The 13,590-nt window shown below is 73.0% G+C and carries 11 protein-coding genes; 4 read left to right on the top strand and 7 right to left on the bottom strand.

The window, feature by feature from the left end:
- Positions 1–11: 11 nt before the first annotated feature.
- Positions 12–764, bottom strand: a complete 753-nt coding sequence (locus tag ORI94_RS15810; RefSeq protein ID WP_266075742.1) for a TioE family transcriptional regulator — start codon at positions 762–764, stop codon at positions 12–14.
- Positions 765–821: 57 nt separating this feature from the next.
- On the opposite strand from ORI94_RS15810, the gene ORI94_RS15805 reads away from it, so the two are divergent.
- The gene (locus ORI94_RS15805; protein ID WP_266075740.1) at positions 822–2,027 is read left to right on the top strand and encodes an erythromycin esterase family protein; all 1,206 of its coding nucleotides are present in this window, start codon (positions 822–824) and stop codon (positions 2,025–2,027) included.
- A 24-nt stretch (positions 2,028–2,051) separates the two neighbouring features.
- On the opposite strand, the gene ORI94_RS15800 is transcribed toward ORI94_RS15805, so the two are convergent.
- The 3 genes from ORI94_RS15800 to ORI94_RS15790 form a co-directional block, all read right to left on the bottom strand.
- Complete coding sequence (locus ORI94_RS15800) at positions 2,052–3,311, bottom strand: PucR family transcriptional regulator (RefSeq protein ID WP_266075738.1); 1,260 nt, start codon at positions 3,309–3,311, stop codon at positions 2,052–2,054.
- Positions 3,312–3,499: 188 nt separating this feature from the next.
- On the bottom strand, positions 3,500–6,424 hold the full coding sequence (locus ORI94_RS15795) for a LuxR family transcriptional regulator (RefSeq protein ID WP_266075736.1): 2,925 nt from the start codon (positions 6,422–6,424) through the stop codon (positions 3,500–3,502).
- Between the two features lie 223 nt (positions 6,425–6,647).
- The gene (locus tag ORI94_RS15790; protein ID WP_266075734.1) at positions 6,648–7,586 is read right to left on the bottom strand and encodes an alpha/beta hydrolase; all 939 of its coding nucleotides are present in this window, start codon (positions 7,584–7,586) and stop codon (positions 6,648–6,650) included.
- 452 nt (positions 7,587–8,038) lie between these two features.
- On the opposite strand from ORI94_RS15790, the gene ORI94_RS15785 reads away from it, so the two are divergent.
- On the top strand, positions 8,039–8,179 hold the full coding sequence (locus ORI94_RS15785) for a hypothetical protein (protein ID WP_266075732.1): 141 nt from the start codon (positions 8,039–8,041) through the stop codon (positions 8,177–8,179).
- 81 nt (positions 8,180–8,260) lie between these two features.
- Here the strand turns inward: ORI94_RS15785 and ORI94_RS15780 are convergent, their stop codons facing one another.
- Positions 8,261–9,973 (bottom strand): hypothetical protein, encoded by a 1,713-nt coding sequence (locus ORI94_RS15780; protein WP_266075731.1) that lies wholly within the window; start codon positions 9,971–9,973, stop codon positions 8,261–8,263.
- Between the two features lie 271 nt (positions 9,974–10,244).
- Between ORI94_RS15780 and ORI94_RS15775 the strand changes: the two genes are divergently transcribed.
- Positions 10,245–11,066: an SAM-dependent methyltransferase gene (locus ORI94_RS15775; protein ID WP_266075729.1), complete on the top strand. Its 822-nt coding sequence runs from the start codon at positions 10,245–10,247 to the stop codon at positions 11,064–11,066.
- Between the two features lie 114 nt (positions 11,067–11,180).
- Here the strand turns inward: ORI94_RS15775 and ORI94_RS15770 are convergent, their stop codons facing one another.
- Positions 11,181–12,113, bottom strand: coding sequence for a helix-turn-helix domain-containing protein (locus ORI94_RS15770; RefSeq protein WP_266075727.1), 933 nt, complete (start codon positions 12,111–12,113; stop codon positions 11,181–11,183).
- Between the two features lie 161 nt (positions 12,114–12,274).
- The gene (locus tag ORI94_RS15765) at positions 12,275–12,505 is read right to left on the bottom strand and encodes a DUF397 domain-containing protein (protein ID WP_266075725.1); all 231 of its coding nucleotides are present in this window, start codon (positions 12,503–12,505) and stop codon (positions 12,275–12,277) included.
- A gap of 396 nt (positions 12,506–12,901) precedes the next feature.
- Between ORI94_RS15765 and ORI94_RS15760 the strand changes: the two genes are divergently transcribed.
- Entirely contained in the window at positions 12,902–13,447 is a 546-nt protein-coding gene (locus ORI94_RS15760; RefSeq protein ID WP_266075723.1) for a hypothetical protein, read from the top strand.
- Positions 13,448–13,590: the final 143 nt, after the last annotated feature.

The following is a 13,590-nucleotide window of genomic DNA, read 5'->3' as shown; positions in this document are numbered from 1 at the left end:
GGGCCCGGGCCTCAGCCGCGGGCGCGCAGGTACGCGTCCAGTTCGGCGGCTCCGGTCAGCATCGCCCGCCCGCGGGCGGACAGCCGGGCGTGCCAGTCCTGGAGGGCGCCTTCCAGGGGCTCGAGGCCTCCGGCGGACCGCACCTGGGCGATGAGCGGGGCGATCTGCGCCAGCAGGTAGCCGCCCCGCCGGAGCTGGTGGACGAGGCGGGCGTCCCGTACGTCGGCCTCGTCGTAGACGCGGTAGCCGGTCAGCGGGTCGCGACGCGGACGCACCAGTTGGGCGCGCTCCCACTTGCGCAGCGTCGCGGGTCGGAGGCCGAGCCGACGTGCCAGTGGCCCGATGAACGTGCCGTCGGAGCCGGGGACCGCGCGGGACGCCGTGCCCGGCACCGGGCCGGGCCGCTCCGTGCCGGACGCCAGGTCGCCGAGAGCCCGCTCCACGGCGTGGAGTGTGCGGCGGTCCTCGAGCAGTTGAGCGTGGCTCTCGTCGACGAGCCGCAGCGCCTCGTCGACCGCGTCCTGGTTGACGGCACGCATGATCGCCGTCGCCGTCGCGTGACCGTGGCCGGGCACCAGGGCGCGGAACGCGGCCAGGGCGCGTGCGTGCAGCCGGGTGTAGGTGCGGTAGCCGTGGAGGGTGCGGTCGGCGGGCGGGAGGATGCCGGCCTCCTCGTAGTTCCTGACGGCCTGGGTGGACAGACCGTGCCCGCGTGCCAGGTCGACCGGTCGAAGCCGCTCCTCGCTTTGAAGGTTTCGCCCCATGGCACCGACGGTATCGCGGGAAAGTTTCCACCGGAAGTTCAGCGATAGCGTTGACGCATGACTACTTGCATCAAGGACGCCGTCCGTGCCGTGGACGCCGGGAGCGTCATGGAGCTGCTCCCCGGCCGGCCGCGCGTGCTCGCGCTCGGGGAGCCCGCGCACGGCGAGGACGCTCTGCAGGCCCTGCGCAACGAACTGTTCCGGCAGCTTGTCGGGCAGGAGGGCTACCGGACGATCGCGATCGAGAGCGACTGCCTCATGGGCCTGGTCGTGGACGACTACGTCACCTCGGGCACGGGCACCCTCGACGAGGTGATGGAGCACGGATTCAGCCATGGGTTCGGCGCGTCCGCGGCCAACCGCGAACTCGTGCGCTGGATGCGGGAGTACAACGACGGCCGGCCCGCGTCCGAGCAGCTCCGTTTCGCCGGTTTCGACGGCCCGCTGGAGATCACGGGTGCCGCGAGCCCCCGGCAGGCCCTCACCGCACTCCACGGCTGCCTCGCGGCCCGGGTGGACGCGGACCTGCTCCCCTGTACCGCAAAAGCACTGGACCGGCTGCTCGGCGCCGACGACCGGTGGACCCATCCCGCCGTCATGACGGACCCGGCCCGGTCCGTGGGGCGGTCGGCAGAGGCCGGGGAGCTGCTGCTGCTCGCCGACGACCTGGTGGCGCTGCTCGACGCCGAGATGCCGCACCTGATCGCGGCGGCCTCTCGGGACGACTGGGACCGGGCGCGCCTGTACGGACGCACCGCCACCGGCCTGCTGCGTTACCACTACTGGCTGGCCGGCACCTCACCCGGCCGCATGACGCGGCTGCTGGGCCAGCGGGGCCGGATGATGGCCGACAACCTCCTCGCCCTCGCCGAACGGGGCCCGGTCCTGGTCTTCGCCCACAACAGCCATCTCCAGCGGGACAGGAGCACGATGCGCATGTGGGACCGGCCGCTGCTGAAGTGGTGGAGCGCCGGCGCGCTCGTGAGCGCCCGCCTGGGCGAGGAGTACGCCTTCCTGGCCACAGCCCTCGGCACGATCCGTCACCGGGGAGTGGACACCCCTGCGGCGGACACCGTCGAAGGACTCCTGTACGCGCTGCCGGAGGACCGCTGCGTCGTCGACGGCACCCGGTTGGCCGGTCTCCTCGGCGACCGGCCGCCCGCCCCCAGGACGTCCCCCTGGTTCGGCTACGCGCCGCTCGACCCGGCCCACCTGGAGAGGGCCGAGGGGATCGTGTTCGTCAAGGACGTCCTGGAGCCCTAGTCCTGCAGCCCTTTGGCGCACGGCTCAGCGCGGAAGGAGCCTGCGGGCGGTCAGGGCGAGGGTGACCTCGACCAGGTCGAAGGGGCGGGAAAGGGAACGTCCGGTCAACTGCTCGTAGCGGCGCAGGCGGTTGAGGACGGTGTTGCGGTGGCAGTACAGCCGTCTGCTCGCCCGTTGGGCGGACCCGTCGCAGGCCAGCCAGGTGGCCAGGGTCTCCAGCAGGACCTCCGCGTCGGCGGGCTCCAGCCGTGCCAGCGGGCCGAAGAGCCGGTCGGCCAGGGCGGCGCCGAGGTCGGGGGACGACACGACCAGGGCCGCAGGCAGGTGCTCCGTCAGCCGGACCGTGCCGCCGCCCTCCGGGCACAGGCTCAGCGCGGTGTCCGCCAGCCTGCGTGCCTCGCCCACCGCGGCTAGTCCTTCGACGGCGCTGCTGACACCCACCCGTACGCCGGGCGGCTGCTCGTCCTCCACCACCGGTTGCGTGTCGTCCTGGACCAGGACGACGCCGTGGTCGGCGTCCACGCCTGTGTGCCAGTGCACGCGCACACCGGGAGCGAGCACCGCCTGGGCACGGGGACAGGCGGCGAACCGGCCGCCGCCGACCGCGACGACCACGTACCGGCCGTGCTCCGGCAGGTTCAGCGCCAGCGAGGCCTCGGGCAGGTCGGCGATCCGGCTGGTCCCGTCGAGCAGCGCCGCGGCCAGCAGCCGCACCCTGTTCTCCCGCCGCCAGGACAGCTGGCGCTCGGTCTGCCGGTAGGAGTCCGCCACGACGGTGCAGTGCTCGTCGACGAAGTTCCACACGTCGGACGCCACGTGCACCAGCAGCCGTACGTCCTCGGGGGCCGTCCGGGAGGTCTCGTCGACCAGGCTCTGCCACACCAGGGAGCCACCCAGCCGGAAGGCGTGCAGCAGCGCGTCCAGCGGCAGCCCCTGTTCGGCGCGGGTGGCGCCGATCTTCCAGGAGCAGCGGCGGGCCGCGTCCCGGACACCGCGCGGGTCGAGCAGCGCGGAGACGCTGTGCCGCAACGAGCGGTGCACCTCCTGCCAGATCTCGGTGGCGTCGTTCTCGATCGCCGACCGGTAGGCGGGCTCCTGGTCCTGGAGCAGGGCGATCAGCTGGTCGGAGAGCCGGGGCAGGTCGTCAAGGAGCACCCGGGCGGCCCGGTGCAGCACACCCAGTGCGTCGGCGTCGATCAGTGACCGCACACGCGGTGCCCGCGCCCGCGGTGCGGGCACGGGTCCGGGGCGCGGCAGGCTCCGTGGCCGTACGGCGTGTTGCATCGCGCATCTCCCCCAGGGTCGGCTTTCCCGGTGGCGCCCGCGTGGCGGCGCCCCGACCCGCTCCCCGCGGCGCCGGGGCCCGGGGGCCGGCCCCCCCGGCAGGCCCCCCCCCCCCCGCGGGCCCCCCCCCCCCCCCCCCCCCCCCGACTCGTCCTGCCCCGAAGGATGACATACCGTCCGGTCGGTCCCTAGAGTTGTGCACCGGTCTTTTCCGCCTGTTCGACCAGTCGGACCAGCTCGACCCGGGAGCGGACGCCGAGCGTGGCGAAAATGTTCCGCAGGTGGTAGTCCACGGTGCGGGTACTGACGGACAGGCTCAGTGCCACCTCCCGGTTGGTGGCCCCCTCGGCGACGCACCGGGCGATCCGCAGTTGCTGCGGGGTCAGCCGGGACAGGCCCCGCGCGCCGTGCCGGGGCGGTTCGCCCGCGCCCGGCCCGTGCGGGGCCACGCCGTTGGCGCGCAGTTCCGCCGCCGTCTGGCGTGCCCAGAGCTGCGCGCCGCAGCGCTCGAAGTCGACCAGCGCTTCCCCGAGCCGGGCGCGGGCCTCGCGCAGTCTGCGCCGCCGGCGCAGCCACTTGCCGTGCAGCAGTCCGGTGCGGGCCCGTTCGAAGTCGCCGGACGTCTCGTCGTGCCGCTGCAGGGCGCGCAGGTACAGCTCGTCGGCGTCCTCCGGTGCGGCCAGCAGGGCGCGGCAGCGCAGGAGCTGGGCGGGGGCCTGAGGGTCGGCGCCGCAGCTGGTCCACAGCGCGAAGTCCTCGACCACCGCGCGGGCGTGCTCGGGCCGCCCGGCCAGTGCGGCGGCCTCCACGAAGCAGGGGACGGCGAGCATCCACAGCGCGAAGTGGCCGCGCCGCGCGCCGGGGCGGACCAGCGGGCCGAGCCGGTCGGCGGCCGCCTCGGGGCGGCCCGCGCCCAGATCGGCACGGGCCACCGCCCACTGGGCGAGCAGAGAGGCCTGGGCCAGGCCGTGCCGCCGGGCCGTGGTGAGCGCTGCCGCCGCGTGCCCGGTGACGCGTGCCCGGTCGCTCTCGATCGATGCCGCCAGCGCCAGTACGGCGTGGTGGTGGGCGGCCGTGTTCCGCTGTCCGGTCCGGCGCGCGGAACGCAGCCCCTCCTCGGCGTGGGTACGGGCCAGCTGGTGACAGCCGGCGCGCAGTTCGGCGTAGGCCAGGTACTCCAGGGCGCGCGGTTCCAGGGACGCGGCGCCCAGCGTGCGTGCCGCCGCCAGGGCCCGTGCTCCGACCCGGCGGGCGGCGGCGACGTCCCCGAGCATGAGGGCCGCGGCGGCCGACCGCAGCAGCCGTTCGGGGTCGGTGGCGGGACGGCCCCGGTCCACCACGCGGGTCAGCGGGGCAGCGGCGAGGTCGAACCGCCCCAGCAGCACGGCGCGCATGCCGTCCCGGTGGTCGCGGAGCAGGCTGGACGGGGAAACGGAGGGCTGCGCCGGGACGGCGCCGCGGTGGGGAGGGCCGCCCCGGAGCGCCTCCCGTGCTGCCGCCTCCTGGGGCCCCCTCGTGGTCGCAGCCGCGGCGCGGAGAACGAGCGCCCCCGCGACGGCGGGATCGGCGGAGGCGTCATCGTGGGTGAGAGCCCGAAGGCAGGCCTGCCAGTCGCCGGCGGCCCAGGCCGCGCCCGCCGCGCCGAGGACCGCGGCGTCGGCCTCCGCCGGACTCGGGCCCGCCAGGAGCCGGGCGGCGAGCAAGAAGGACTCACGGGCGTCGTCCACCGGGCCGTCGGCCAGGAGCACTCCGCCCCGGAGCAGTTCGGCGCGGCCGCGCACCGGCGCCGGTGCCGGCCGGCTTCCGGCGGCGTCGAGCAGGCACAGGGCCTCGCGCGGATGCCCGGCGAGGAGAGCCTGTTGTGCGGCGGCCGTGTACCGCCGCGCCCGCCGCGCGTCGTCCGGTGTCAGTTCGGCGGCCCGCACCTGCGCCGTACGGCGCAGGGAGGACGGTATGCCGGAGGTCGGGTCGGTGACTGCGCGCTCAAGTCGGGTGGCCAGGGCCGCGTCGGGTCCGAGGGCGGCCCATGAGCGGTGCAGCAGTGCGGGCACGCCGTGCGGATCGGGGTGCGCCGCGGCCAGCTCACGGTGCGCGGCGCGGCGACGTTCGGGGGGCGCACCGGCGTACAGCGCCCTGCCGAGCAGCGGGCTGCGGAAGCGGAGCCGGCCCTCGGAGACCGTGACCAGCTCGGGCGCCTTCGGCGGCTCGGACGGTGAGGGCCGCCCGTCGCCCTCCCGACCGCCGCAGCCGTTCGTCGCCCGCCATACGAGCGCGGCCTCGGCATCCTGCTCCCCCGTGGCACGCATCGCCGCGGCGACGGTCAGCAACAGGCCGGCCCGGTCGGGTCGACGGCCGCTCGGGCACCCGCCCGCGACGGCGGCCAGCGTCACGGCATCGGCCAGGGGGCGGGGCAGCGCCCGGTCGCCGCGGAGCTGGGCCGGCGAGAGGCGGTGGGCCAGGGCCAGCAGCAGCGCGGGATTGCCCTGCGCCTCGGTCACCAACTCGTCGCGGACGACCGGGTCGACGGCCCCGTCCGTCAGATCGTGCAGCAGGCCCGCCGCGTCCCCGGGCGTGAGCGGGGCGAGCTCCAGCACCGGAAGCCCTGCCAGCTCCTTTCCCACGGGCCGGTGTCCGGGCACGCTGACGAGCAGGCCCACGCGGTGGACGCCCTCCGCCGCGTGCACGCGCGCCGCCACCCGGCCCAGCGCGGCGCGTGAAGCGGTGTCCCACAGGTGCGCGTCGTCCACGCACACCAGCAGAGGTGATCGTGCGGACTCCGCCCGCAGGATGTCCAGGAGCACCTCCCCGCCCACCCTGCCGTCGCCGGGGAGACGCCCGGCGTGGCCGGCGGCACGCAGTAGGGTGTGCAGACCACTGTGGGGCTGCTCATGCGGAGACCAGGTCGGTTCGGCACGGACATACCACACCGGTCCGGCACAAAAGGATCGTGCCGCGAACTCCAGGAAGGCCGTACGGCCGCCGCCGGGCTCGCCGGTCACGACACGGGCACCGCCGTCGGTGCGCAGTCCGTCCAGCAGCGCGGCGAGCGCCTGCCGTCGGGGTCCCGCCCGGTACCGGAGCGGAGCGGGTCCACGGGTCGTCTGTCCGGTCATTCCCACGACGTTACTCACGCGTAAGAAATGGTGGAAGGTGTCCGTCCGGGTGACGGGGGCGGCCCATCCGCCGTTCCACCAGCGGCTTTCCGCGGTGTGTCCGGTGGGCGTCGTGTGCCGCCGCCCAACCGGGACGCCTCTCGGCGGTGCACGCGCACAACGCCGGTGGCGGCCCGCACCGCACGCGGGCCGCCACCGGAGCCTGTCGGTGTCCGACGGGACGTCAGGAGGTGTGCGGGCAGTTGCCCCGCGCCTCCTCGATCGTGAGGCTCCGCCGCGGCAGCGGGCACAGGAACTGCTCGTAGCGGGTGTCATTGTCGATGAACCGCTTCAGCCACGAAATGCTGTACTTCGCGATCGTCGTGTTGCTGGAGTTGGGCGTGAAGTGGGAGGCGTTGTTCAGCTCCAGGTAGGCCCGGTCGAGAGAGGAGGGCAGACCGGTGTAGAGCGGCTCGGCGTGACTGGAGACCGGGGCGACCGTGTCGCCGTCGGCCCCGAAGATCAGGGTGGGGGTCCTGACCTCGGGCCACGTCTTGTCGAGGTTCCAGGGCGTCAGCGGGATCGACGCCTGGAGCGAGGGCCGGTCCTTAGCCGCTTCGAGGCTGCCGCCCCCGCCCATCGAGTGGCCCATGACGCCGAGGCGGCTGCTGTCGACGCGTCCGCGGACCGCGCTGCGTCCGGTCAGGTAGTCGAGCGCGGCGAGCAGTTGGTCGCCGCGGGAGGCGGGCTGGTCGAGGGTGGTGTTCGTGTCGATGGTGAACACGACGAACCCCTGGGAGGCCAGGCGGGGGCCCAGCCAGGCGATGGAGGACTCGTAGGCGGTGTAGCCGGGCGAGATGGCGATCGCGCCGAACGTGCCGTCGGCGGTGCTGCTCGGGTAGTAGATGGTGCCTCCGCCGAAGCCGGTGACGGCGAGCGAGGAGACCGAGGTCTCGGAGACGGAGTACGGGCCGCGCAGCGCCTCGATGCTGGACTCGGTCGGCGCCGGACCGCGCTCGTAGGGGTTGTCCGCGGCGTGGGCGCCGGGACCGGTGAGGGTGGTGAGACCGACTACGGCGGCGACGGCCGCGGCCAGTCCGGTGAACCGTCCGGCCCTGCCGCGCCGGGTGCGGGAGGGGCGTGCGGCCGGGCCTGCGGTGCTGGTGTGGGGGTGCTGCTGCACGGCGAGGGGTCCTCTCTGTCGCGGCGGACCGTCCGGTGGCCGGTGCACGGGGGTACGACATGGGGGTGTCACCGTGCGCCGGCCGTGGGCGCCGCCGATGGGCTGGCGGTTGCCACTGTCGGAGAGAGGACCGCCCTCGCGGACCGGCAATCTCACCGGTCTCATCGGCCCGCCGGGCGGGCGGCAGGGCGGCGGTGACCGGCCGGGGGCCCTCGGCGTCCGGCACCGTATGCGCCGGCAGAGCCGGGGCGGACGAGGAGGCGCGGTCACCGCCCGGGGCGGCGCCGACGGTGCCCGCCGTAGGGGAACGCACCCGCCCCTCACATCACCCGCTTGGTCCTCCCCGGGCGTCGTACCGACCCCCGCCGTGCTCGTATGGAAGCGGCCTGCCTACCCGGAGGGAGCTGGGAATGCACGAGATGTGGTGCGGTGCGGACACTTCGGGAGAGCATGTGTGGCATGTTCTGACCACCGACAGAACGACCACGCTGTGCGGGGTCGAGAAGGAGGACGAGTCCCGTCGCCGGGACGCGACGGACCGCCACTGCTTCCCCTGCATGGAGTCGTTCCAGGAGGTCGTGGAAGCCCACTGAGGACCGCACCCCCTGTTTCGCCCCTCGTTTCGCCCCGGACGTGCCGGCACCGGGACGCCCGGCCGTACCAGGGTCTTCGGCTCAGGCGCAGTGGCAGCCGTTCCCGGTGGTGCCCGCGTCCGCGCCAAAGGCCGTCGGGCGGGTGTCCAGCCGGCAGAAGCAGGACGTCTCGATCGGTACGTCCGCCAGCGCGGCCGCCGCCTTGAGCTGTTGGGCCACGATCGCGGCCTCCCCCGTCCTGCCGGTGCGTGTCAGGCACTCGTGGAACCCGTGCAACGACCAGACGTTGTTCGGGTGCTGCAGCGGCCGGGGCAAGGTGGGATCGAGGCCGAGGTCGGCCCGGTAGACCGCCTCCGCCTCGTCCACGCGGCCCTGTTCCAGCAGCAGGGCCCCGTACGCGTGCCGGGTGGGCTGCATCCAGCCCCAGGGCTCGTCGTAGGGGAGGTTGTCGTCCAGCTCGACGGACCGCTCCAGTGCGGCGAACGCGTCGTCGTGGTCGCCCTTGCGGTAGGCGAGTTCACCGTCCAGCATCGCGGCCGCGACGGCGAGGATGTCCTGGCAGGTGTTGTTGAACAGCATCCGGGTGTCCGGCACCCGGTCCACCGCGGCGCGGAAGCTCTCGCGCTCGGCCTCGGCCCGGTCGACCTCTCCGGTCGCCGAGAGAGCGACGCCACGGGCGTAGTGGAGCATCGCGGTGGTCACGCGGTACAACGCCGGGTCGGCGGGGAACGGCAGCGCCAGGATGGCGTCCCAGCGGCCGAAGCGGATGAGGACGTGGAAGCGCATCGCCAGGAAGCCCTCGAGCCAGTCGGCCATCGGCGGGCTCTGCACCCTGAGCAGTTCCTCGGGGACGGCGGCTTCGAGCTGCGCGGCGGCGTCCAGGGCGACCTTCGAGAGGCCCGCGAACATGGCGCCGTAGATCCTGAAGTGGTGGTTGTGGGCGCGGTAGAGGGTGTAGAAGTTCATGGCGCCGGACCGCGCGAGGTACTTCTCGTCGGCGGCGATCGCGAGGGTGTTGTCGGACACGACCCGTCGGTAGTCGCCGCACAGCACCTCGAGGTGCGAGGGCATGTGACGCAGATGGCCGGCGTCGGGCACGGCGCCGCGCAGCCGGTCGGCGACCATGAGGGCCGCTTCCGGAGTGGGGGACATCTCCATCAGGTGGATGTACAGGTGCACGACGCCGGGATGCCGGGCGCCGCTGTCACCGGCGAGCGCCCGGTCGAGTACGGCCTTGGCCTCCAGGGTGCGGGCATCCGCGGCGGGGCGGCCGGTCTTCAGGTCCCACAGCTGCCAGGGAGTGAGATTCATCAGGGCGTCCGCGCAGAGCACGGCGACGTCCGGGTCGTCGGGGGCGCTCTCGTACACCGCGAGCATGCGGTCCGCGTAGGGCTCGTTCCACACCGAGCAGTCCTCGACCGCCCGCCCCTGGGGGTAGCGGGCACGCAGGGCTCCGATGAGGGCACGCTCCACGGGCGTGGCTCCCTCGGCCTTCTCGTGCGCCAATTCGACAGCGGCGTGGGTGCGTTCGACACTGCGGATGAGGTCGTCGCTGTCGAAGGCCTCCCAGGGCTTGTTGTAGTTCGGGCCTAGGGCGTAGGCGATGCCCCAGTAAGCCATGGCGCAGTCGGGGTCGGCCGCGGCCGCCCTCTCGAAACAGGCGACCGCTTCCTCGTGGTTGAACGCATAGGTCCACAACAGCCCCCGGTCGAACCAGAGTTGGGCCTCAGCCAGGGCGGTCGTCACGGGGCGGCGATAGCTGCCCAGGTCGTAGTAGTCGTCCGTGACGTCCATGACCGCCTCCCGGGAAAGCGACTGAATCGGCCGGCCGGCCCCGTCCGCCGCACACACCGGAGGGGATGAAACAGACGATACCGCCACACTCGCACCGACACAGATTCTTACGCCATGCGGTCACCCGATGACAACCGGTACCGACAGCGATGGTCCCGCCATTTCCGCAGGACCTTGTTCGCCGATGGGCTGGCCCCACTCGCGCAGCGCTACCTAGGATGTACTCCCTGTCCAGCCAGTCCAGTTGGAGCGGCACTCCGCAGGGGGAACGATGCACACCGGCAATCAGCTGTCCACCGAGATCGACGCGACCGTGCCGACAGCCGCACGCATGTACGACTACTACCTGGGCGGCAAGGACAACTACGCGGCCGACCGTGCCGCCGTGGAAGAGCTCGACAAGGTGGTGCCCAGCACACGCCGCCTGGCGCTGAACAACCGGCGCTTCCTCCAGCGGGTCGTCCGGGTCCTCACGCAGGAGTACGGGATCCGGCAGTACCTCGACCACGGCTCCGGCCTGCCCACCCAGGAGAATGTCCACCAGGTCGCCCAGCGCATCGACCCGACCACCCATGTGGTGTATGTCGACAACGACCCGATGGTGCTGGTGCACGGGCGCGCGCTGCTGGAGCAGGACGAGCGCACGGCGGTCATACAGGCCGACATGCGGGAGACCGACTCGATCTTCGACCGCGCCGAGACGCAGCGCCTGATCGACTTCTCGCGGCCGGCCTGCGTGCTGTTCAACTCCGTGTTCCACTGCATCCCGGACAGCGACACCGACGGTCCGGTCGCCGTGGCCCGCCGGGTCCGGGAGCGGCTCGCGCCCGGCAGCTTCCTGGTGATGTGCCAGTTGGTCAGCGAGGACCCCGAAGTCCGCGATTCCGTCACGGAGTTCATGGACCAGGCGACCCAGGGGAACTGGGGCCGGGTGCGTACGAAGAGCGACGTCGTGTCGTACTTCGAGGGCTTGGAGGTCCTGGAGCCGGGCCTGGTGGAGGTGTCCACCTGGCGTCCGGACACCGATGTGGCGCCCCGTCAGCTCACCCAGGAGTGGATCGAGTTCGGCGGCGTGGGCCGGATCCCGCTGTAGGGCCCCGCAGGCGTACGCCCCTCCGCCCGGTCACGGCCACGCCCCTCGCGCGACCCCGGTGATCCCGAGCGGGCAGGGCGTTCGCGTCGCGTTCCGGCTCGAGGCGCCGAGGCGTCACGACCCGGACAGCGGATCCGGGTAGCGGTCCCGCACGGTGGCGCGCAGCAGGTCCAGGGACTCGCGGGGCCGCAGGGCCTCGTCGGCGAGGCGGTCCAGTGCGATCCGGTACTCCTCCGTCTCGTCGAGGTCCTCGAGGAAATTGGCGCTCTTGATGTGCTCCAGGTAGACCACGTCGGGCAGATCGAGGCCACCGAAGCGCAGATACGTCACCGGGATGGCGGGAGCCGACGCGTTCGTCACGCTCAACGGCACGATCTGCACGGTGACGTTGGAGCGCTCGGCCATCCGCACGAGGTGGGCGAGCTGCTCCCGCATCACCTCGGTGCTGCCCAGCACCCGCAGCAGAACCGACTCGTCGATGACCGCCCACAGCTGTGGGGCGTCCTCGCGCATCAGCAACGCGGCCCGCCGCATTCGGAGTTCGACGCGACGCTGCACCTCACTCGCCGGCGCGTTGGGCAGGCCCCGCTCCACCACCGCACGGGTGTAGGCGGCGGTCTGCAGCAGACCGGGGACGTACTGGATCTCGAAGGTGCGGATGGTGGCTGCGGCCTCCTGCAGTCCGACCAGCCGGTCGAACCACTCGGGCATCAGCCGCTTGTCGTACCGCTGCCACCAGCCCGGCTCCCCGGCCCGCCGGAGCAGTTTGACCAGGACCGAGACCTCGTAGTCGTCCGTGCCGTACAGCTCCAGCAGGGCCCGGACGTCGCTCTCCGTCGGCGGGCGACGCCCCTTGCCGGACTCGATGCGGGACAGCTTCGCCGCACTGAAGCCGACGGAGCGCGCCGCCTGGTCCTGGGGCAGCCCGGCGTCCTCGCGGAAGCCGGCCAACTGCACACCCACCAGCATCTTCAGCAGGGTCGGAGCCGGCTCGGGCCGGTCAAGATAGGGCTCCAGACGGGAGATACGATGCGACGCGGCGGACATCCTGCCTCCCAGCAGACCGGCACAAGGGCGGTTTACATTATCGCACCTCACTGTGCCCCAGTGCGTGCGCCCCCAGAAGCCTTACAGAAGTCGGCAGTCGAACTCCGCTTCACGCTTCGGTACGACGGCGCGGACCGGACCGCCCCACCGCGCCGGCCGCATCAGACCAGGTGGTCGAACTCGCCGTCCTTCACCCCGGCCAGGAACGCCGCCAGTTCCGCCGACGTGTAGACCAGTGCGGGCCCGTCGGGGTCGCGGGAGTTGCGCATCGCCACACCCCCGTCGCCCAGCGGTGCCACCTCGACGCAGTTGCCCTCGGCGTTGCTGTGCCGGCTCTTGATCCAGCAGGCGTCCAAGGAACTCGCCCGCACTCCGTTCCACACTCCTGACACCGAAGCCTCCTTGCTGTTCCTGTGCGCTGCCGGGGGGTGCCCGGCCGTTCGCCGGGGCGGATCACACGTGATCCACCCCGGTCCACCCCCGTCCGTTCCCGAAAAAACTTCACGCAATTTCTCATGCAATTGCACGCGAACGCTCTCGGTGTGGATAATAGCTGGGGCGTCAACCCCCTTGTTGACGGCCTGTCCTGACGTCGCATCGAGGAGATGGCATGTCCTCACCTGCGCACCGAGTGATCCGGTCGGCCGTCGGCGCCGGCGGCCCGTCCGAGGCATGGGGCCGGCCCCGGGTGCCCCCGGCACACAGAACGGTCCGGGCCCGGCTGTCGGCCCGGCCGCCCGCCTGACCCTCCCCCCATTCGACCCGACCGCCGCGAAAGGCCCCACGCGATGCGCAGCGCTTCTACGGAACAGCCGAGCAGCGAGCGCCCTGTGCGCCACACGTCCCCGACCGGAATGGCCCGTACGACACCGCTCATGTCGCTGTCCCGCGTGCCGTGGCGGGACATCCAGGACTCCACCGGATCGGCGGCGGCCGTCCCCCTGCTGCTCAACGCCATCGCCTGGGGGGACGCCGACACCGCCCGGTCCGCCCTGGAGGATCTGCGGAAACGGATCTGCCAGTACGGCTTCGTGGTGGAGCAGGCGACGGCCGCCACCGTCCCCTTCCTCTGGGAGCTGGCGCAGCTGCCGCACGTGACCTGTCGTGCCGAGATCATCCGCCTGCTCAGGGCCATCGCCGAGGCCCGGCAGTGGGAGAGCACCGCCGCCGCGTATCCCAAGCTGCTCAACCACCGCGAGAACCCGGTCGTCTGGGAGCGGGCCGCCCGGCAGGCCGTGCGCGCACGGCGGGGCGACCTGCGCCACCTGATGGACGACCAGGACACCAAGATCGCCCGTGCCACGACGGAGCTGGCCCACGCGCTGGCCGAGTGACCCCGCTCGAGCGCCGTTGGGGGACGAGCGCCGAGGGGTCCAGTGGCACGGGGAGCGGACCGCGCGACCGGTAACGCACCGCCGGTCGCGCGGTCCGTGGGGCCCACCGGGCCGACCACTCCCCCGGGAAGTGATGCCCTGCG

This window comes from Streptomyces sp. NEAU-W12 (assembly GCF_026242095.1).
Taxonomy (GTDB): Bacteria; Actinomycetota; Actinomycetes; order Streptomycetales; family Streptomycetaceae; genus Streptomyces.
This window is presented reverse-complemented; position numbering and strand designations above follow the sequence as displayed.